Source organism: Nocardioides sp. NPDC054178 (assembly GCF_055585005.1).
Map to the genome: position 1 here is coordinate 46,216 of NZ_JBVJKY010000002.1, position 20,449 is coordinate 66,664.

Annotated in this window: 18 protein-coding genes; 1 reads left to right on the forward strand and 17 read right to left on the reverse strand. The window is 71.4% G+C overall.

Annotated features, from left to right (window positions below; all coding sequences use genetic code 11):
* Window positions 1-150: 150 nt before the first annotated feature.
* The 11 genes from ACZ6WN_RS06830 to ACZ6WN_RS06880 form a co-directional block, all read right to left on the reverse strand.
* Complete coding sequence (locus tag ACZ6WN_RS06830; RefSeq protein WP_465863579.1) at window positions 151-1,653, reverse strand: aldehyde dehydrogenase (NADP(+)); 1,503 nt, start codon at window positions 1,651-1,653, stop codon at window positions 151-153.
* A complete protein-coding gene (locus ACZ6WN_RS06835; protein ID WP_465863580.1) occupies window positions 1,650-2,837 on the reverse strand; it encodes a fumarylacetoacetate hydrolase family protein in 1,188 nt (395 codons plus the stop codon). Before ACZ6WN_RS06835 ends, ACZ6WN_RS06830 begins: the two co-directional genes overlap by 4 nt.
* Before the next feature lie 14 nt (window positions 2,838-2,851).
* Window positions 2,852-3,640, reverse strand: coding sequence for an enoyl-CoA hydratase/isomerase family protein (locus tag ACZ6WN_RS06840; RefSeq protein WP_465863582.1), 789 nt, complete (start codon window positions 3,638-3,640; stop codon window positions 2,852-2,854).
* Entirely contained in the window at window positions 3,637-4,773 is a 1,137-nt protein-coding gene (locus tag ACZ6WN_RS06845) for a hypothetical protein (protein WP_465863584.1), read from the reverse strand. The genes ACZ6WN_RS06840 and ACZ6WN_RS06845 overlap by 4 nt, the downstream gene beginning before the upstream one ends.
* Window positions 4,773-5,990 carry a CaiB/BaiF CoA transferase family protein gene (locus tag ACZ6WN_RS06850; RefSeq protein ID WP_465863586.1) on the reverse strand — a complete coding sequence of 406 codons (1,218 nt, stop codon included), beginning with the start codon at window positions 5,988-5,990 and terminating at the stop codon, window positions 4,773-4,775. The genes ACZ6WN_RS06845 and ACZ6WN_RS06850 overlap by 1 nt, the downstream gene beginning before the upstream one ends.
* A gap of 31 nt (window positions 5,991-6,021) precedes the next feature.
* Window positions 6,022-7,161, reverse strand: a complete 1,140-nt coding sequence (locus ACZ6WN_RS06855; RefSeq protein WP_465863587.1) for an aldose 1-epimerase family protein — start codon at window positions 7,159-7,161, stop codon at window positions 6,022-6,024.
* Window positions 7,158-7,919, reverse strand: a complete 762-nt coding sequence (locus ACZ6WN_RS06860) for an SDR family NAD(P)-dependent oxidoreductase (RefSeq protein ID WP_465863589.1) — start codon at window positions 7,917-7,919, stop codon at window positions 7,158-7,160. Before ACZ6WN_RS06860 ends, ACZ6WN_RS06855 begins: the two co-directional genes overlap by 4 nt.
* A 30-nt stretch (window positions 7,920-7,949) precedes the next feature.
* Window positions 7,950-9,128: a mandelate racemase/muconate lactonizing enzyme family protein gene (locus tag ACZ6WN_RS06865; protein WP_465863590.1), complete on the reverse strand. Its 1,179-nt coding sequence runs from the start codon at window positions 9,126-9,128 to the stop codon at window positions 7,950-7,952.
* A gap of 171 nt (window positions 9,129-9,299) precedes the next feature.
* Entirely contained in the window at window positions 9,300-11,153 is a 1,854-nt protein-coding gene (locus ACZ6WN_RS06870; protein WP_465863591.1) for a YhgE/Pip domain-containing protein, read from the reverse strand.
* Window positions 11,150-11,803, reverse strand: coding sequence for a hypothetical protein (locus tag ACZ6WN_RS06875; protein ID WP_465863592.1), 654 nt, complete (start codon window positions 11,801-11,803; stop codon window positions 11,150-11,152). Before ACZ6WN_RS06875 ends, ACZ6WN_RS06870 begins: the two co-directional genes overlap by 4 nt.
* A 194-nt stretch (window positions 11,804-11,997) precedes the next feature.
* A complete protein-coding gene (locus ACZ6WN_RS06880) occupies window positions 11,998-12,942 on the reverse strand; it encodes a DUF1214 domain-containing protein (RefSeq protein WP_465863593.1) in 945 nt (314 codons plus the stop codon).
* A gap of 214 nt (window positions 12,943-13,156) precedes the next feature.
* Between ACZ6WN_RS06880 and ACZ6WN_RS06885 the strand changes: the two genes are divergently transcribed.
* Window positions 13,157-14,293, forward strand: a complete 1,137-nt coding sequence (locus ACZ6WN_RS06885; protein WP_465863594.1) for an alkaline phosphatase PhoX — start codon at window positions 13,157-13,159, stop codon at window positions 14,291-14,293.
* A 121-nt stretch (window positions 14,294-14,414) separates the two neighbouring features.
* On the opposite strand, the gene hutI is transcribed toward ACZ6WN_RS06885, so the two are convergent.
* From hutI to ACZ6WN_RS06915, 6 genes are all read right to left on the reverse strand, one after another.
* Window positions 14,415-15,566, reverse strand: coding sequence for an imidazolonepropionase (hutI, locus tag ACZ6WN_RS06890; protein WP_465863595.1), 1,152 nt, complete (start codon window positions 15,564-15,566; stop codon window positions 14,415-14,417).
* Window positions 15,563-16,750, reverse strand: a complete 1,188-nt coding sequence (locus ACZ6WN_RS06895) for an allantoate amidohydrolase (protein ID WP_465863597.1) — start codon at window positions 16,748-16,750, stop codon at window positions 15,563-15,565. The genes hutI and ACZ6WN_RS06895 overlap by 4 nt, the downstream gene beginning before the upstream one ends.
* 152 nt (window positions 16,751-16,902) lie before the next feature.
* Window positions 16,903-17,811: an ABC transporter substrate-binding protein gene (locus tag ACZ6WN_RS06900; protein ID WP_465863598.1), complete on the reverse strand. Its 909-nt coding sequence runs from the start codon at window positions 17,809-17,811 to the stop codon at window positions 16,903-16,905.
* A gap of 19 nt (window positions 17,812-17,830) precedes the next feature.
* Window positions 17,831-18,571 carry an ABC transporter permease gene (locus tag ACZ6WN_RS06905; protein WP_465863599.1) on the reverse strand — a complete coding sequence of 247 codons (741 nt, stop codon included), beginning with the start codon at window positions 18,569-18,571 and terminating at the stop codon, window positions 17,831-17,833.
* Window positions 18,571-19,215, reverse strand: a complete 645-nt coding sequence (locus tag ACZ6WN_RS06910) for an ABC transporter permease (protein WP_465863600.1) — start codon at window positions 19,213-19,215, stop codon at window positions 18,571-18,573. The genes ACZ6WN_RS06905 and ACZ6WN_RS06910 overlap by 1 nt, the downstream gene beginning before the upstream one ends.
* Entirely contained in the window at window positions 19,212-20,345 is a 1,134-nt protein-coding gene (locus ACZ6WN_RS06915) for an ABC transporter ATP-binding protein (RefSeq protein WP_465863601.1), read from the reverse strand. Before ACZ6WN_RS06915 ends, ACZ6WN_RS06910 begins: the two co-directional genes overlap by 4 nt.
* Window positions 20,346-20,449 lie beyond the last annotated feature (104 nt).

Below are 20,449 nucleotides of genomic sequence, written 5' to 3' on the forward strand. Positions count from 1 at the left end.
TCTCGGCCGACGCAGCTGACCTCTCGGCCGACGCAGCTGACCTCTCGGCCGACGCAGCTGACCTCTCGGCCGACGCAGCTGACCTCTCGGCCGACGCAGCTGACCTCTCGGCCGACGCGGCTGACCTCTCGGCCGACGCCTCGGCTTTGCTCAGACGTGCAGGGTGCCGTTGATGCGGCGCGGTGTGGCGGTGTGGCCGTCGCGCAGTTCCTCGGGCAACAGCTCCTGGGGCGCGTCCTGCCAGACCAGCGGGCGCAGGAACCGGCGCATGGCAGTGACGCCGACCGAGGTGTGCAGGGTGTTGGTGGAGGGCCAGGGTCCGCCGTGGTGCTGCGCCCACGAGACGCGTACGCCGGTGGGGAAGCCGTTGAAGACGAGGCGGCCGGCGAGCGGGGTGACGACCTCGACGAGCCGCCGGGTCAGCGCGGACTCGTCGGGCTGGGAGTGGAGGGAGGCGGTGAGCGATCCGGGTACCTGGCGCAGCGCGGCGACGAGATCGGCCTCGTCGGCGTATCTCACCACGACGGCGGCGGGACCGAAGCACTCCTCGAGGACCTCCGGGAGGCCCGTCGTGCCCGTCACCATAAGGCCTGAACCGGCCCAGGCGGGCTCGCCCTGTTCCTCCGCCGCCACGGCGACGCTGACGGCGGGCGTCGACGCGAGCCGACCGAGGATCTCCCGGTAGGAGTTGGCGATGCCGAGGTTGAGCAGCGGCTGCGCGGCCGACGCGGCCAGGGTCGCGGCGAGCGCGGCGACCAGCGCGTCGCCGGCCTCGCCGGCCGGCACGAATGCCAGTCCGGGCTTGGTGCACAGCTGCCCGGCCGACCCGGTGATCGATGCGGCGAGGCCCTCGGCGACGGCCGCCCCGCGGGCCGCCGCAGCTCCGGGGGTGATCACGAGCGGGTTGAGGCTCCCGAGCTCGCCGTAGAACGGGATCGGCTCGGAGCGGGCGTTGACCAGATCGAGCAGCGCCCGACCCCCGGCGGGCGAGCCCGTGAAGCCGACCGCCTTGATGAGCGGGGCGACGACCAGGTCGGCCCCGGCCTGGCGACCGTGGACCAGGCCGACGGTCCCTGGCGGCAGCCCGAGATCGTCGACCGCGGCGCGCAGCGCGTCGAAGGCGAGCTGGGAGGTCAGCGGGTGCGACTCGTGTGCCTTGACCACGACCGAGCAGCCGGCCGCGATCGCGGACGCGGTGTCACCGCCCGGCACGGAGAAGGCGAGCGGGAAGTTGCTCGCCCCGAAGACGGCGACCGGGCCGAGCGGCACCAGCATGCGGCGTACGTCGGGAGCTGGTCCGAGCGGCGTCTGTCCGGCGTGGTCGATCGCGGCCTCGAGGAAGCTGCCCTCCCTGACCGCCTCGGCGAAGAGACGCAGCTGGAAGGTGGTGCGGCCCACCTCTCCCTCCAGGCGGGGCCGGGTCAGCCCGGTCTCCGACATCGCGGTCTCGACGAGGCGGACGCGGCCTTCTTCGAGCCGGTCAGCCATCGCCTCGAGCAGCCGGGCGCGCCCCTCGCGACCCAGTGCCGCCAGCGCCGACACGGCGGCGTGCGCCTGCGCGACGACCCGTTCGACCTCCTCGGTCGTGGTGGACCGGAGCCCGGTCGGGGTCTCCTCGCCGGTGGCGGGGTTCCGGGAGGGCAGGACGGTCACAGCAGGTTCCTTCCAGCGAGGTTGCGCATCAGGTCGGCGACGCCGAAGTCCCACGGCGCGCACTCCTCGCTCGCCCTGACGAGGTTGACGAGGGTGCCGAGCTCGGGCGCGGAGATCCGGACGATGTCGCCGCAGTGGTGGGTGAACCCCATGCCGGGTTCGTCGCGGTCGTCGGAGGGCGCGAACATGGTGCCGAGCAGCAGCACGGCCCCGTCCGGATACTGGTGGTGCGGGCCGATCAGCTGGCCGACCAGGTCCTCGGGGTCGCGGCTGATCGCGCGCATCGACGAGGTCCCGGCCATCTCGAAGCCGTCCTCCCCGCGCACCTCGAGCGAGACCGTCGTCGCGCGCACGTGGTCGAGGGTGAAGCCGCCGTCGAAGAGCCGTACGAACGGGCCGAGGGCGCAGGCGGCGTTGTTGTCCTTGGCCTTGGGCAGGAGGAGCGCCGAACGCCCCTCGACGTCACGCAGGTTCACGTCGTTGCCGAGGGTGGCGCCGACGATGCGGCCGTCGGAGGCGATGATCAGCGCGACCTCGGGCTCCGGGTTGTTCCACCGTGAGGAGGCCAGCACCCCGACCTCGGTGGCGGTGCCGACCGCGGCCAGCGGCTGGGCCTTGGTGAAGATCTCCGCGTCAGGGCCGATGCCGACCTCGAGGTACTGACTCCACATGCCACGCTCGCGCAGCAGCTCCTTGAGCCGCTGCGCCTGCGGCGAGCCGGGTGTCAGCTCCTCGAGCCCGCCGCCGATGGCCGCGGTGATCTCGGCGCGTACCTCGGCGGCCGCGCCGGCCTCGCCTCGAGCGCGCTCCTCGATGAGCCGCTCCAGCATCGACACCGCGAAGGTCACCCCGGCGGCCTTGACCGCCTGCAGGTCGACCGGCGCGAGCAGCCAGGGACGGTCGGGATCGCGGCCCTCGGGCGGCGTGTTGGCGAGCAGGTCGACCACCGTGGCCAGCGGCTCGCCGGGTGCCTCGGCGAGCGCGACGGTGGGGTCGGCACGCTCGCAGAGGTCCCGCACCGTCGGGAACGACCCACTCACGTCGTACGCCATGCCTTCCCGCACCACGACGACGCTCGGGCCCCGCGCCTCCGGGTCCCAGACGCGCCCCACCAGCGTCGGGACGGCGCCATCGGTGGGCAGGGTGGCGGCCAGATCGGGCCCCCAGTCGGTGGTGACGGTCATCGGTGCTCCTGTGGTCAGGCTCGGACGAATCGGGGTGCGCGCTTCTCGGCGAACGCCGCGCGCCCCTCGGCGGCATCGGCGGTCGCGAAGCACACGGTCTGGATGTCGCGCTCGTAGGCGACCGCCTGCTCCAGCGGCATGTTGGCGGCGGCGGTGAGGTTGGCCTTGGCGGTCTCGACCGCGATGGGGGCCCGGCTCGCGATCGTCTCGGCGAGCTCGAGGGCCCGCGGCAGGAGCGCCTCGGGCGGGAGCAGCTCGCTGACCAGGCCCCACGCGAGCGCCTGCTGGGCGTCGATCGGATCGCCGGTCATCAGCATCACCGCGGCGTTGCTGGGGCCGATCGAGCGGTCCAGCAGGGCCGACATGCCACCACCGCCGATCCAGCCGAGCTTCACCTCGGCCGCGGCGAGCTTCGCCGTGGTCGATGCCAGCCGGATGTCGCAGATCAGCGCCGTCTCCAGCCCGCCGCCGAGGGCGTACCCGTTGACGGCGGCGATGATCGGCTTGCGCAGCACCTTGAGCGAGTCGCAGTAGTCCTCCCGGTTGCGGAAGTCCCACGGGGTGGCGTACTTGTCGAGCTCAGCGATGTCCGAGCCTGCGCAGAACGCGCGGTCCCCGGCACCGGTGAGCACCACGACCCGTACGTCGTCGCTCTCGTTGCACCAGCGCGCCAGCGCGACGAGCGCGTCCGACATCTCCTGGGTGACGGCGTTGAGCTTGGCGGGCCGGTTGAGGGTGATCACGCCGACGTGGCCGTGCTGCTCGAACAGCACCTCCGGGCAGGGCGACTCAGGTGCGGTCATCGGGCAGCTCCTTCCGGTTGGTCCGGCACGAGGGCCAGGTGGCGTTCGCCGATCCGGTCGAGGGCGGCGGCGGTGCTGATCGAGCCGGCCACGGCCTCGCGGACGGCCTCGGCGGCCTCGGTCTGGAACCTCACGTAGCCCGGATGACGGGGCCGCACCCACGCCCGCTCGACCGTCTCCAGGGTGCCGAGGTAGAAGTCGCCCACCGGCTCGTTCACCGCCGGCGACGTCCACGCGGCGCGGGCCGACGGCTGACCGGCATGTGCCGGGATGAAGGCCTCCTGCACCGGCCCTGACATGAGGTGGCGTACGTGATCGAGCAGCTCGGGCGTGACCTCGCACCGCGCCGTGAGGGCCAGGCCGGTCCCGCCGAGGGTGGAGCCGGGCCGCGTACCGGGAGCGAGCGTGGGCGCGTCGGTGAAGCGGACAGGGCGTTGGAGCGTGGTGTCTGCGTAGGTGGCGTAGCCGTAGACGAGCGGTACGTGCGCGATCGTGTCGCCCTCGGTCATCTCCGCGAGCAGCCCGATCGGGTCGAGGACCAGGGTGTGGCGCGGGGCCCGCGCGGCCAGGTCGGCCATCAGCTCGAGGGCCTGCCGTCCGACGTCGCCGGAGACGAAGCGCTCCTCGCCTCCTGGCTCCTCCCCCAGCGCGACGCAGACCGAGGAGAAGGTCAGGAGCGCGTGCGGGCCCGCGACCGACAGCGCGACCGGTGCCCGCCGGGACAGCGCGACGACGTCCGCCCACAGCCGCGGCACGACGTCGACGAGGTCCGGGCGCGTCGCGGCGACCTGCGTCGCGGCGTCGAGAGGCACCGCCCACAGCCGTCCGTCCATGACGTACGACGCGAGGCTGGGCCCGACGGCCGCATCCGACCACGCCTCCACTTGCTCGCGACCGACGAGGTCGTCGAACGGCTGCAGGCCGCCGTGTGCGACCGCGTCGCCGAGGTGGGGGTGGTCGAGGACGACGAGGTCGTACTCGGCCGCGATCTCCTCGATCGGGGTGGATTCGAAGCCGCTGAGCGGGTGGACGTCCCAGACCAGGTCCAGGTCGCTCGCCCCGGCCGCCGCGACCAGAGCGTCGCGGCCGCGCGGGTGGTCCCAGGTCAGGCCGCGGAAGGTCGGCGCAGTCATCAGACCGGCTGCTCGGGCCGGGTCTCGGCGACCACGCCGTCGGCGGTCAGCGCCGCGATCTCCTCGCCGGTGAACCCGGCCTCTGCGAGCAGCTCCCCGGTGTGCTGCCCGACCAGGGGTGCGCCCCGCTCGATCGAGGCCGGCGTGCGGGAGAAGGCGTACGGGAATCCGGGGGTCGTGACCAGGCCCTCGGTGGGATGGTCGTACTCGACGAAGGTCCCGTTGTGCTTGATCTGCGGATCCTCGACCAGGGCCGCGTAGTCCTGGACCGGGCCGCACCAGATGCCGGCGGCACCAAGATCTGCGAGCCACTCTGCGGTTGTACGCAGCACGAGCCTGTCCGCGGTGCGGCGGTGGACCTCGTCCCGGTGGGTCCAGCCGTGCACCTCCGAGCTCATCTCGGCGAACGCGGGCTCGTCGATGACCCTGCCCAGCGTCGGCAGGTCGGGCATGGCGAGGGCGAGGAAGCCGTCTGCCGTCCTGAACGTGCCGTAGGGCGCCCGGATGTAGACGTGCGCATGCGGCTCCGCGCTGCGCTGCTGGGGCACCTTGCCGGCCACGAACACCGACAGCTCCTGCATCTGCAAGGTGGTGATCGCGTCCAGCATGTTCACCTTCACCAGCTGCCCCTCGCCCGTACGCTCGCGGTGGAGCAGCGCCGCCAGGACAGCCTCGAACGCGGTGGACGCGGTGACCGCGTCGACGAGGTACTGCCCCGCCGGCTGCGGCGGCTCGCCGTGGCGACCGGTCGAGAGCATCGCGCCGCTGCGGGCCTGCAGCAGCAGGTCCTGCCCGGGCTGGTCCACGTCAGGGCCGTCCTCGCCGTAGCCGGACATCGAGACGTAGACCAGGCGCGGGTTGATCGCCGAGAGGGTCGCGTAGTCGACGCCGAGCCGCTCGGCCACTCCGGGGCGATAGTTCTGCAGAAAAACATCTGCGTTCTCAACCATCCGCAACAGAACGTTCTTGCCGGCAACGTTCTTGAGATCGACGGCCAGCGAGCGCTTGTTGCGGTTGAGCGAGAGGAACGAGACGTTGATCTGGTTGCCCTGCGCGCCACCGGCCGCGGCGTGGCGCTGCCACTCACCGGTGACCGGCTCGACCTTGACGACGTCGGCGCCCAGGTCGCCCAGCCGCTGAGCGGCGAACGGGCCGGCCATGGCGATCGAGCAGTCGAGGACGCGGTATCCCTCGAGGATGCGGGGAGTGGTGGTCATCGGTTCTTCCTTGCGTCGGTGGGGTGGCAGGTCAGTCGGGCTGGTCGCCGAGCGCGCGGATCGCGGCCCGGGAGGCCCGGATCGCCTCCGCACCGTCGAGCACGCGGATCGTGGTGGAGTAGCTGCGCGCGTCACCGTGCTCGAGCCAGGTCATCGACCCGTCCTCACGGGCGGCGGCGTCACCCGCGACCGCATGCGTCGACGGCTCCAACCCGACGGCGTACTGACCGCTGCGGAGGTTCTGCCACTCGAAGAAGTGCGGCATCGTGGCGGAGTCCCACGACACCTCCACGCCGAGGGTCTCGTCGCCGCGGACCAGCGCGACCCGGTGCCGCCCATCGCCGTCGGCGACCAGCGCGTGCTCGTGGACCTGCTCGACGAACCGCGGCTGCGGCTCGGGGAGAGTGCGGTAGGAGACGCCCTGCTCGGCGACCGAGTCGGAGCGCCACGGGGTCCGGCTGATCGCCGCGACGAGCTCGGTGCCCTCGTCGACCAGCGGCCAGCCGAAGTTGAGGTGATAGAGGAACATGTGCGGCGTCGGGTCGAAGCCGAGGTTGTCGACGACGTCATCGAGGCGGATCTCGAGCCCGTCGAAGTCGACCTCGATCGTGCGGGTCAGCCGCAGGTGCTCACCGAAGGAGGTCGCCTGGACGACCTCGCCCCGCACCCGCAGCACGCACCGGTCACCGTCCCACACCTCGCCGGCCTCGAGCAGCCGGCCGGGGATCGCGGTGAGCCGGCCGTGGAGTCCGTGGTTGACCGTCTGCTTCGGCGGATAGTTGTAGGCCGTCGCGTCGACGTCGCCGCCGAAGAGCGTGTGGTCGAGGCCGCCGGAGACCAGCAGGCCGTCGAGGGCGCGCAGCCAGGACAGACCGCCCTCGTCGTGGTGCTCGTGCAGGCCCGGATGACGGAAGCCGTTGCCGCTTCGCCATCCGAAGGGGACGCCCCGCAGCCGGGCGGCGCCGAGATCGAGCGCCCGGTCGACCAGCACCTCGAGCTCGAGCCCGGCCGAGGTGCGCAGCTGCACCGCGCGTACGCCGCGCTCGGAGCCGTTGTCGAGGACGACCTGGCGCACTCCTGCGACGGACTCGGTGTCGCCGGTACGCTCGCGCAGCCCGCGCGGGGTGAGTCGGTGCCCGAAGATGTCGAGCTCGGTGTCGGGGTCGCTCATTGCATGTTCCATCCGCCGTCGACGTTCAGGGTCTGTCCGGTCATGAAGGACGCGTCGGGCCCGACCAGGAAGGCGACCACCGCCGCCAGCTCGTCGGGACGGCCGCGCCGTTTGAGGGCCTGGTGGTCCAGCACGTGGGTCGTGTAGGCCTCCGGGTCCTCGTGGATCTCCTCGGCCTTGGTCGGGAAGGCACCCGGGGCGACCGCGTTCACCCGGATCCCCTGCGGGCCGAGCTCGCGGGCGAGCGCACGGGTCAGCGCCACCGCCGCTCCCTTGGTCGAGACATAGCTGGCGAGCTTGTCCCAGCCACCGGAGAAGGTGATCGAACCGACGTTGACGATCGAGCCGCTCCCCCGCGGCGCCATCAGTCGGGCCGCTGCCTGGGCCGCGACGAAGTAGGCCCGCTGGTTGACCGCCACCACGTCGTCGTACTCGCTGACCGGGATGTCGAGAAAGGGGGTGGCGGGATAGATCGCGGCGTTGTTGAGCAGCACCTCGAGGGGACCCAGGTCGCGCTCGGCCTCCTCCAGGGCGGCGACGACGGCGGCAGCGTCGCGGACGTCCACCGGAAGGGTGGCCTGCCGGGCTCCCGCCGCCTCGACCTCGGCGGCCGTGGTGGCCAGTGCCTCACCTGGCAGGTCGAGCAGGGCTAGCGAGAAGCCCTCCCGCCCGAGGCGTACGGCACTGGCGCGGCCGAGCGAGCCGCCCGCTCCGGTCACCACGGCACAACCGCGGGGCTGCGTGGTCGGGGACGTCATCTGGCTGGTCCTTTCGGTGGGGGAAGCAGGTCAGTGTGGAGCGGGGCCTTGGGAGCGCGGGTGGAGGGACGGCTTGCGCACGAGCCTGCGTCCGGCCCGCTCCGGACGTACATGGGGGCCGCCGTGGCGTCCCCAGTCGGCGGCCTCGTTCATGTGTCCGATCGCCCCCTCGTCGACGACCAGACCCAGCCCGGGGAGGTCGCCGAGCACGAGGTGACCGTCCTCGATCTCCTGGTCGGACTCGATGCCGAAGGGCAGGTGCAGGTCCTGCACCTCCAGCGAGAGGTGGTTGGGAACGACCGTCGCCGCATGGGCGACCGGGTTGGCGTTGTAGCCCACCGGGCTCACCGGCAGGTCGAAGGCCAGCGCCAGGGCGGCCACCCGCAGGAAGTGGCTGATCCCCCAGACGCTGCCCGTCTGCACGACATCGACCGCATTGGCCTGCAGCAGCGGCCGGAACTGCTCGAGCCCGGTGAGGTTCTCCCCGGTCGCGACGGCCGCCCGCACCGACTGGGAGACCCGCGTCAGGCCGTCGACGTCCCACCGGCGGACCGGCTCCTCGACCCACGCGAGGTCGACCGACTCCTCGAGGCGACCGATGTGGCGTACCGCCTCCTTGCGTGACCAGGACTCGTTGGCGTCGAGCATCAGCGCGGGCGCGGCGCCCGTCCGGTCGTGGAAGACGTCGCTCACGAGGTGGAGACGCCGCAGGTCGGCCTCGACGTCGAGGCCGCCCTTGATCTTGACGGCGCTGAAGCCACGCTCGGCGAACCGGGTCTGCAGCGCAGCCAGCTCCTCGTCGGTCAGCGGCCCGTCCAGGCCGGAGGCGTACGCCGGGACGACCCGGTCGCGCCCGCCGAGGAGTCGCCACAGCGGTTGACCGGCCGCCTTGGCCTTGAGGTCCCACAGGGCCATGTCGAGCGCGCCGATCGCCCCGAACACCGCGCCGCCGTGCCCGGACTTGAAGACCCACGACAGCATCCGGTCGTAGAGCGCCTGTACGGCGCGCGGGTCCTCGCCCTCCAGAGCCGGGAAGACGACGTCGAGACCCTGGTGATGTCCCAGGCCGATGCCCTCGAGACCCGAGTCGGTGGTGAGCACGACGATCGGCACCGCCGTCTTGCCCGACCCGACGGCGCCGTTGACGTCACCGATGGGACGTCCCCAGTCGTGCACCGTCGTCAGCGTGCGATAGCCCGTGATGTGCATGTTTCGGCGGCCCCTTAACTCTTTCATGGAGTCTGTGAATCATCAGACATCATTTGTCTGTTGTCAACTGTATGCTGTCTGCACAGGACAACGCACCGGGCTCCACGGGAGCACGGTTGATCACGGCCTCCGGCGCGGCGTGAGCGCAGGGCCGAGTGAGCTGAACGCGAGCTAGATGGCGATCTCCGGGCGCACTCGTTTGGGCGTCCAGACGCGCTGCCGGCGGGCGCCGAAGCTGGTCAGCAGCAGTGCGCCGACGAGGAAGGCGGCCAGGACGAGGGCGTCGGAGACGACCCGTCCCGAGAGCCCGCCGTACATCAGCTGGCGCAGCCCGTCGACGGCATAGCTCATCGGCAGTACGTGGTGGAGCGGGTGCAGCGGCCCGGGAATGGTCTGCCAGGGGAAGGTGCCGCCGGCGGTGACGAGCTGGACGACCATCAGGACCAGGCCGAGGAACTGGCCCGGCGCACCGAGGAGCGCGTTGAGCATGTGCACGATCGCGATGAAGGTCGCGGAGGTGAGCAGCAGGAACCCGAACGTGCCGAGCCAGTTCACCGGGGTGATCTCGACGGCGGTGCCGACGACCACGAGCACGACGACCATCTGCGCGGCACCGATCAGCGCCGGCGTGAGCCAGCCACCCAGGGCGATCCGTAGCGGGGTCTGGTTGGCGGCCAGCGCGCGGGTCGAGATCGGCCGGACGAGCAGGAAGAGGACGTACCCACCGATCCAGGCGCCCAGGGCGAGGAAGAACGGCGCCAGCCCGGCTCCGTAGGAGGACGCCTTCGCCTCGGAGACCGAGTCGATGGCGACCGGGTCGGCGATCGTCGAGGCGATCCGGTCGCGCAGCTCCTCGTTGGTGGCGGGCGCCTGCGCGGCGCCGTCCTGCAGCCCCTTCTTCAGGTCGCCGGCACCCGTGGCGAGCTTGGCGGCACCGTCACGGAGCCGGGTCGCGCCGGTGCTGAGCTCGCCGGCGCCGTCCGCCGCCTGGGTGATCCCGGCGACCAGATCGGGCATCGCCGAGGCGAGCTGCTCGTTGCCGTCGGCGACCTGGTCGGCCCCGGCGGCGAGGTCGTTCAGCTGCCCGGAGACATCCCCGACGCGCTGGTCGACCCGGTCGAGCGGGGCGGATCCACGGTCGTAGACGGCCAGCACCTCGGCGCGCTGCTGCTCGTCGAGACCCTCGGCCTCGAGCCGGGCGTCGAGGTCCGACCGGGTCGCGTCGTAGGCGGCGACCGCGTCGTCGACGGCGGTCGCGGCGCGCTGCCCGGTGGCGGCGATCTCGCCGTTCGCGTCGGCGACCTTCCGGGCACCGGTGGCGAGCTCGCGCGTCTTGGTGGGCAGGTCGGTGACCTTGCCCTCGATGGTGTTCAGGCCGTCCTCCAGCTCACCGGCTCCGGTGGCCAGCTCGCCGGCACCGTCGCGCAGCGTGCCCGCGCCCTTCTCCAGCTTCGCGGCACCGTCGGCGGCCTTGACCAGCCCCGAGCGGAGGTCGGAGATGCCGAGCAGGAAGCTGGCCGCGGCCTGCTCGGAGACCTCGCTGGCGATGGCGTCGCGGACCTTGTCGGTGACGTTGGTCGCGATCGTGGTGGACAGGTAGGAGTTGGCGTCGTTGGTGATGACCTGGATCTGCGCCTGCTCCGGGTCGAGCCGCTCCGCCCCGGTCAGCGTCCGCGAGAACCCCTCCGGGATCCGCAGGGCGAAGTAGTAGTCGCCCTCCCGGATGTCCTTCTCCGCGGTGGCCGCGGAGACCTCCGACCAGTCGAAGTCGCCCGACTTCAGGAGCTTGTCGGCGACATCGCGGCCGGCGTTGATCTTCGTGCCGTCGGTCGTGGTCGCCCCGGTGTCCTCGACGATGAGCGCCGCCGGGAGCTCATCGAAGTGGGCGTACGGATCGTGGTTGGCGTAGAGGTAGAGCCCGGCGTAGAGCGTGGGGACGAGGACGAGCGCCACGATGACGAGCTTCGCCAGGCGTCCGGCCGTGATCCGGCGCAGCTCGGTCAGGGCGATACGCAGCGAGTTCATGCTTCCTCCGTCGGACCGATGGTGAACGTACGCACTCCGGCGGGGATCGAGACCGCGGGACTCGCGGTGACCAGGACCCCGGGCCGGCTCCCGGACCCGGCGAGATCGTTCGCGATGTCCAGCCACTCCCCGACGGGCAGCCCGAGACGCTCGGGGTAGGTGAGGACGAGGTAGCGGGTGCCCGGCCGCAGCAGTGCCAGCCGCGCCAGGATCTCCAGGCGCGGCGCCGGCGGGACCGCCTCCGTGGTGATACCGGTCGCGAGGTCGTACTCCCCCAGCCAGCCGTCGATCGCCGCCGCGCTCGGCCGGTGCTTCGCCATGGCGAGCTCCTCACCCAGGATGGTGCGGAACGGCACCATCTCGTCCGGCTCGGAGACCCCTGGCACATCGACCAGCGCGACCGCCGCCTGCAGGACCCGAGGCGAGGCGTCGCCGTCCAGCGCCACCCTGCCGGCGTCCAGCCGCAGCCGTCCGGCCAGCGCCAGAGCCAGCGACGTGTGCCCACCTCCCGGCGGGCCGACGGCCACCGCGACCTCTCCCCCGCGCAGCGTCAACGACGTGGTCGGAAGCAGATCCCGAACCCCCTGCCGGACGCGTACACCGACGGCTCGCAGCGTCGTCGTCTCCTCGTCGACCGCGTCTTCGCTCATCGCAGGCTTCCCTTCCTCGACATCGCAGGAGACCCGCCGCACGCGACCCCTCGCTGGTCACCAACCCTGTCACCACATGCGGCGAATCGCGGTCAGACACGACCCTGACCCTCCGCTGGGCTAGGCGTTGTTCCTTGCGCGGGAGTCTGGCGTCTCGGTTGCCCGCGATGTTCGGCGATCTCCTCGAGGCGGGCTCACGCCGGCTGGATGCCGGGGAAGGTCCAGCTTCCGTCGAGGATCTCCGGACGCGGTCGGTAGAGGCGGACCAGGTAGTTCCAGCCCTCGACCGACGGCAACCGGTTCGGGGCATCGTGCGGGCCACCGAAGCGGATCGTCACCGAACCGTCGGCGTCGCGCTCAGCGGTGAGGTTGTTGATGCTGACGCGTTCGCCGGCATCGGCCGGGAAGTAGCCGGCCGCGTCGTAGAGGGAGACCGACCAGAAGCCGTCGACCGGCACGTCACGTACCGTCAGCGTGTATTCGCCGGGCGGCAGACCGGGATGAACGTTGAGATACTGCGCGGCGGCGTCCGGCAGCCCGCCCCACGCGGCAGCGGAGGCGATGAGGAACCTGACCGGGTCGACCTGATCGCGGGCACCGAACGCGCGCTGCATGTCGGGTAGCCCTGTGGCGAGCTCGAGAAGTGCGGCGCGGGTCGCATCGAAGCTCGTCGTGTCGTAGTCCACGACCGGGAAGGGGCGCTGCGTGTCCGCGGCAGTCTCGACGATGACCTGGTCCTGCAGCGCGTGCGCGGCGACGAGGTCGTTCGGGTCGGCGGGGTCGGCGAGGATTCGGACGGGAAGCATGACGTACGGGGTGTCGTACTCGTCCACGGTGAGCTCGTGTGTGCCGGGCTCGTAGATGACGTCGTTGACGTAGCCGTCCTGGTTGATCGGCATGACCGCGAGGTAGCGACCCGAGGTCTCCGGGACGGTGACGGTCGCGCCGCCGCTGATGTCGAAGACGCCGGCGCTGTAGAGCGTGTCGCGGTTCTGCCGGATCACGGGCTGGTGGTCGAGCGGAGTGGGCACACGGTTGTGCTTCCATCGGTTCAGACCCCCGGCGTCGGTCAGGACGGCCCGAAACATCCTCTGGGTCTCGGCACGGGTGAAGTTGTCGACGTTGACGGGCTCGCTCATGGCGGCAGGATCCAGGACCACTCGCCGGTCCGACTCCCCCGGACAGGGTGAACCAGGCGCGATCGACCAGGCGGTCGGTGCTGTCGTTGCCGGCGGCCGCCGGCGGCGCCTGTGCGTCGGGCACTGTTCGTTCCGAAGACGCCTCGACGGAGGCGCCGATCCCTAGCGTGAGTCGGGCACATTTCCATCTGCCGAGACTCCAGAAGGACTCCCCATGGATCGTCGCAACTTCCTCCGTGCCGCCGTTGTCGGCGCTGGCACCGTCACCCTCGGATTCAGCGTCACTCGACCCGCCATCGCCTACCCCGCCAAGACCGGCCCGAGCCCCTATGGCGCTCTCCAGGCCGTCGACGCCAACGGCATCCTGTTGCCCCAGGGGTTCACCAGCCGGGTGATCGCCCGCTCGACGAGGGCCGTCGCGAACACCGGATACACCTGGCACAGCGCCCCGGACGGCGGAGTCTGCTTCGCCGACGGCTCCGGCTGGATCTACGTCTCCAACTCGGAGATGAGCAGCGGCGCCGGCGGCGTGAGCGCCATCAGGTTCGACAGCAACGCCACCATCACCAGCGCCTACCGCATCCTCGGCAGCACCACCCGGAACTGCGCGGGCGGACCGACGCCGTGGAACACCTGGATCTCCTGCGAGGAGCACGACACGGGCTACAGCTGGGAGACCGACCCGTGGGGCGTGAAGCCTGCCGTACGCCGGGCCGCGATGGGCCGGTTCACGCACGAGGCCGCGGCCTGCGACCCCGTCCGCAAGGTCGTCTACCAGACCGAGGACAAGAGCGACGGCGGCTTCTACCGGTTCGTCCCGACCACCTGGGGAGACCTCTCCGCCGGGAAGCTGCAGGTGCTCACCACGAACCTGACCTGGGCCGACGTCCCCGACCCCGACGGTTCCCCCACGCCGACACGCGACCAGGTGTCGAACATGAAGGTGTTCAACGGCGGTGAAGGCGCCTACTACCGCAACGACATCTGCTACTTCACCACCAAGGGCGACAACAAGGTGTGGGCCTTCGACGCCGCCGCCGGCTCCCTCGACACGGTCTATGACGACAACCTGACCGGCAACCCTCCGCTCACCGGCGTCGACAACATCACCGGAGCCTCGGCAGGAGACCTCTACGTCGCCGAGGATGGCGGCAACATGGAGATCTGCATCATCACCCCCGACGACGTCGTGGCTCCGTTCCTCCGGGTCACCGGGCAGAGTTCGTCGGAGCTGTGCGGCGTCGCGTTCAACCCGGCCGGCAACCGCATGTACTTCTCCTCCCAGCGGGGCACGACCGGCTCGTCCAGCGGCGGCATCACCTACGAGATCAGCGGGCCCTTCCGCGCCTAGAACCACCTGCCGCTGCTCCGAGACGACGGCCGTCGTCTCGGAGCAGCGGGTGAAGGATGTGGCCGGCGACCTCCGGGGGATGAGTTGCCCCCGGACTGTCGAGCATCGCCCGGCCGAGCGGTCAGCGCCCGTCGACCCGCTGACCGCCCCGCCAGGTCTCGGCGACCAGGGGCACCCCCGGCCGGTAGGCCAGGTGCACATGGGAGGGCGCATCGAGAACGGCGAAGTCGGCGGCCGCTCCGGCGCTCAGGTGCCCGACGTCGGTCCGGCCGAGGGCGGCGGCACCGCCCGCGGTCGCGGCCCACACGGCCTCGCTCGGCGTCATGCCCATGTCACGGACGGCGAGCGCGATGCAGAACGGCAGCGAGCTGGTGAAGCAGGAGCCCGGGTTGCAGTCCGACGCGAGCGCGACCCGGACACCGGCATCGATCAGGCGACGGGCATCGACGTACGGATGCCGGGTCGAGAACTCCACGCCGGGCAGCAGGGTGGCGACGGTGCCCGACTGCGCGAGCGCGTCCACGTCGGCGTCACTGAGATAGGTGCAGTGGTCGACCGCCACCAGGCCGAGCTCACAGGCCAGCTGGACGCCGGCGCCGTAGGTGAGCTGGTTGGCGTGCAGCCGGCCCTGCAGACCGACTGCCGCACCCGCGGCCAGCACCGCCCGGGCCTGGTCGGCGTCGAAGGCACCGCGCTCGCAGAAGGCGTCGATCCAGCGGGCGTGCGGCCGCGCGGCCTCGAGCATGGGGCCGGTGACCAGCGCGACGTAGTCCTCCGCGCTGATCCCCTCCGGCACGACGTGAGCGCCGAGGAACGTCGTCTCGTCGGTGAACTGCCGCGCCACCGCCAACGAGCGGGACTCGTCGGCCACGCTCAGCCCGTAGCCGCTCTTGATCTCGAGGGTCGTGGTGCCCTGCCGCTGCATCTCGGCCACGAGCCGCGCGACGTGGTCGGTGAGCTGCGCATCGCTGGCCTCGCGGGTCGCGCGCACGGTCGTCCGGATGCCACCGGCGGCATAGCTCTGCCCCGCCATCCGTGCGGCGAACTCGGCCGAGCGGTCGCCGGCGAAGACGAGATGGCTGTGGGAGTCGACGAACCCGGGAATGACGGCCCGCCCGCCCACGTCGTACGCCGCGTCGGCAGCCGGCGCCTCGGCGGCGGGCCCCACCCACGCGACCCGGCCATCGTCGACGACGAAGGCGGCCCGCTCGATCACCGATCCGGCGGCGTCACCGACGAACAGCTCACCGATGCCGGTGACCAACGTGCTCATCGGGCCAGCTCCGCGAGGGTGTCGGCGAGGGCCTCGACGCCGGCGACGCAGTCGGCCATCTCGGCGTGCTCCTCGGGTGAGTGCGAGATGCCGGTGGGGTTGCGGACGAAGAGCATCGCGGTCGGGATGCCGGCGGTGGACAGGATGCCGGCGTCGTGTCCGGCCTGGGTCGGGATGATCGGCCAGTCGCCCGGAGCGGCGATCCGGGACGCCAGGTCGGGGTCGAACTCGACCGCGGCCGACAGCGACTCGGCGGTCACGGTGACGCGGGTCCGGTCGAGACCGGCCCGCTCGCCGGCCCGCTTCTCCAGGGTGGCGACGAGGTCGCTGAGCATGGTGTCGTTCTCGCAGCGGGCGTCGAGCCACGCGGCGACCCTGGAGGGCACCGCGTTGGTGCCGTTGGGGGTTGCCTCGATCCGGCCGAAGGTGGCGCGCTGCCCGCTGCGGCGGGCCTCCTCGTCGGCCACGAGGGCGGTCATCGCGAACGTCAGCATCGGGTCGCGCCGGTCCTCCATGCGGGTGGCGCCCGCGTGGTTGGCCTCCCCGTCGAAGTCGAAGCGCCAGCGACCGTGCGGCCAGATCCCGCTGGCGACGCCCACCGCGGCGTCGCGGTCGACGAGGTTGCGGCCCTGCTCGACGTGGAGCTCGACGTAGCAGCCGACGCGGTCCAGCCAGGCCGAGCGGCCGAGCGCCGGCTCGAGGCCCGCGTCGGCCATGACCTCCTCGAGAGGGAGGCCGTTGCGATCACGCAGGGCCCGCGCCTGGTCCGGCGTCGTCAGTCCGGTCGCGAGCTGGGAGCCGAGGCAGCCGAGCCCGTAGCGCGACCCCTCCTCGTCGGCGAAGACGCCGATCGCGATCGGGCGGCGTGGAGTGAAGCCCCGGTCCCTCAGGACGTCGACGGCCGCGAGAGAGGAAGCCACCCCGAGCGGTCCGTCGTACGCCCCGCCGTCGAGGACGCTGTCCAGATGCGACCCGGTGAGCACGGCATCGTCGCCGCTCCCCCACCAGGCGACCAGGTTGCCGTTGCCGTCACGCTCGAGATCGAGCCCTCGCCGGGCGCACTCCTCGGCGAACCAGGAGCGCAGCTCCATCTCGGCCGAGGTGTACGGCTGACGGAAGTAACCCTGGGAGGAGGCGGATCTGCCCACCGGGGCGATGTCGGCCCACATACGCTCGAACGTCATGACCCGAGTCCATCGGGATCCGGGGTTCGAGGCAAGGGTTCCGACCGGGTGAACTGTCCGGTATCCCAGACATCCCGCGGGAGTGGCCGACACAGACAGCGGCATCGCAGGCCCGATGACCCGCGATGCCGCTGCTGTGAGGCGTGCCGGAACTAGGCCAGACCCTGCTCGGACAGGAACTCGCTCGCCACGTCCTCGGCGTCCTTCTTGTCCACGATGACCTGTTTCACCAGGGTTGCCAGCGTCTCGGTGTCGAGCTCGGCAGAGACCGCGTCGAGCGCCCCGGAGACCTTGTCATCGACCTTCGACGTGGCGATCAGGGGAACGACGTTCTCCGCCGGGAAGAGGCTCTCCGGGTCGTCGAGCATGACGAACCCGTTCTCCTGGATCGACGGGTCGGTGGTGAAGAGGTCCGCCGCGTCCACTTGGCCGTTCTTGAGGGCCTGGACGGTCAACGGACCGCCCGCGTCGAGCGCGCGGAAGGTACCGAACTCGACCCCGTAGACCTCGGCCAGGCCCTTCACACCCTGGCGCCGCGTCTTCCACTCCGGAGGCCCACCGAGGGTCAGCTCGTCCGACACCTCGGCGAGGTCGCTGATGGAGGACAGCGAGTACTTGTCCGCCGTCGCCTGGGTGACCGCGACGACATCCTTGTCCTCCGCCGACGACATCGTCAGGAGCGAGAGCCCCTTCGGCGCAGCGGCCGTCAGAGCCTCGTAGACCGCCTCGGACTCGGTGGCGGTGGCGTCCTCGTCGAAGTAGTGCAGGAGCGCACCGGTGTACTCCGGGATCAGGTCGATGGAGCCGTCCTGCAGCGCCGGGACGTACGCCTCACGGCTGCCGATGTTGAGCGTCTTGTCGACCTCGACGCCCTTCGCCTCCAGCGCTCCCGCGTAGATCTCGGCGATCAGGGCGCTCTCGGGGAAGTCGGCGGAACCGACGGTGATGGCGCCGTTCTCCTCTCCTCCGGCGGGTTCGGTCGCCAACGGGTCGCCGCTGCCGCATCCGGCGAGCAGCGCGGCCGAGGCCGCTACGGCGAGGTAGATCTTCATGCTGTGCATCGGGTTGTTTCCTCTCGGGTCAGCTGATGGTGATCGGGGTGGAATCCGCGGACGCCTTCGGCCGCGATCGTCGGGAAGCAGCTCGTCGGCCCGTCAGGCCCGAGGACACCGCGTAGCGCTGGACCAGCGCGAAGACGAGGTCGACGACGAGGGCGAGTGCTGCGACCAGCACGGCTCCTGCGGCCATCTGGCCGAAGTCGCGTACCGCGAGGCCGTCGATCAGCAGACGCCCCAGCCCGCCGAGTCCGGCCGTCGCGGCGATGGTCGCGGTCGCGACGACCTGGAGCGTGGCCGAGCGCAGCCCCGAGAAGATGAGCGGCAGCGCGCACGGCAGCTCGACCTTGGCGAGCACCTGGATGTCTCGCATCCCCATGCCTTTCGCGGCATCCCGAGCGCCCGCGTCGACCTCTTCGACACCGGCGTACGCACCGGCCAGGATCGGGGGGACGGCCAGCACGGCCAGGACGACCAGGCACGGGACCACGAAGGCCGCGTCGCCGGAGAGCCGGGGACCGAGGGCCAGGACCATGATGAACAGCAGACCGAGGCTCGGGATGGCGCGGGCGGCGCCGGCGAGGTTGACCACCAGGAACTTCCCGCGGCCCGTGTGGCCGACGTACAGGCCGAGCGGGATCGCGATGATGGCGGCGATCACCAGGGCGACGGCCGAGTAGGCCAGGTGCTCGAGGATGCGGTGCGGGACGCCGTCGTCGCCGGACCAGTGGGCGGGGTCTGTCAACCAGGTGAGGACGAGGTTCATCAGGCGGCCCTCCTCATTCGCTGCCAGGGGGTGACCAGCCGGGTGCCGGCGATGATCACGAGGTCGAAGACGAGCGCCAGCAGGACGCACGCGACCACGCCCACGAGGATCGGCTCCATGAAGTTGCGGCGGAAGCCGTCGGTGAACAGGGAGCCCAGCTGGGGTACGCCGATGATCGCCGCGACGCTGACGATGCTGACGTTGCTCACCGCGGCGACCCGGAGGCCGGCCGAGATGACGGGGACCGCCAGCGGGAGCTCGACCAGGAACAGCCGTCGAACCCGCCCGAAGCCCATCGCCGTCGCTGCCTGGTTGACCGAGTCGGGCACGGCGCCCAGACCGTCGGCCACCGTACGCACGAGCAGGGCCACGGTGTAGATCGTCATCGCGATGACCACGTTGACCGGGTCGAGGATCTTGGTGCCGATGAACAGCGGCATCAGGATGAACAGGGCGAGCGACGGAATCGTGTAGAGGAGACCGGTCCCGGCGATCAGCAGCGGGTACAGGACCCGGAATCGCCGCGCCAGCCACCCCAGGGGGACCGCGACGAGCAGCCCGAGCAGGAGCGGGACGCCGGCCAGGTAGACGTGCCTCCAGGTGAGGGCGAGCACCGCAGGCAGGTGGTCGATGAACCAGCTCATCGGGTCGCACTCCCGGCAGGCTCGGTGTCGACCGCCGCGGCACGCTCGGTGCTCTCGATGACGTCGAGCACCTGGTGGGCGAGGACGGTGCCGAGGAACGCTCCCTGCTCGTCGACGACCACGCCGCGTCGCGACGGCGAGGACAGGGCCGCGTCGAGCAGGTTGCGCAGCGTCCCGTTCGTGGCGGCCAGGGTGCCTCCGCGGTGCAGCACCTCGACGGAGACCGTGCCGGCGATCTGTTCGGCGTTGACCCAGCCCAGGGGGCACCTGCCGTCGTCGACGACCAGGGTCCACGGCTCGCCGCCCGCGGCGGCTCGCACCTGCTCGGCGCTGTCACCGAGGCTCGCCGTCGTCTCCGAGGTGAGCGGCAGCTCGGGGGTCTTCTGGAAGCCGAGTCCGCGGTAGCCGCGGTCGCGCCCCACGAAGTCGGCGACGAAGTCGTCGACGGGGTGCGCCAGGAGCCGCGCGGGCTCCGCGATCTGGGCGAGCTTGCCGCCGACCCGGAGCACGGCGACCTGGTCACCCAGCTTGACCGCCTCGTCGATGTCGTGGGTGACGAACACGATGGTCTTCCCCAGGTCGCCCTGGAGCCGGAGGAACTCGTCCTGCAGCTGGTCGCGTACGACGGGGTCGACCGCACTGAACGGCTCGTCCATCAACATGACGGGCGGGTCGGCGGCCAGCGCTCGGGCGACCCCGACGCGCTGCTGCTGACCGCCGGAGAGCTGGTTCGGGTAGCGGTCGGCGAACGAGGCCGGCAGGCCGACGCGTTCCAACAGCTCCAGCGCGCGACCACGCGCCTTCTTCCGGTCCCAGCCGAGCAGCATCGGGACCGTCGCGATGTTCGCGGCGACCGTGCGGTGCGGGAACAGGCCCGCCTGCTGGATCACGTAGCCGATCCCCCGCCGCAGCTCGGCCGCGTCCATCGTGGTGGTGTCGCGGTCGTCGATCCAGATCCGCCCGCTCGTCGGCTCGATCATCCGGTTGATCATCCGCAGCGACGTCGTCTTGCCGCAGCCCGAGGGCCCGACGAGCACCGTGATCTTTCCGGTCGGCGCGGTCATCTCGAGGCCACCCACCGCGACGGTCCCGTCGGGGTATTCCTTGCTCACTGAGTCGAACCGGATCATCCGGCACTCACCTCCACTGCTGGGTCATCGAATGTGATGCGGGTCCCAGTGCACCTCTCGGGCGTGGGCCACGGATACGGGCCGCGGCGGGGTACTGTCTGGGA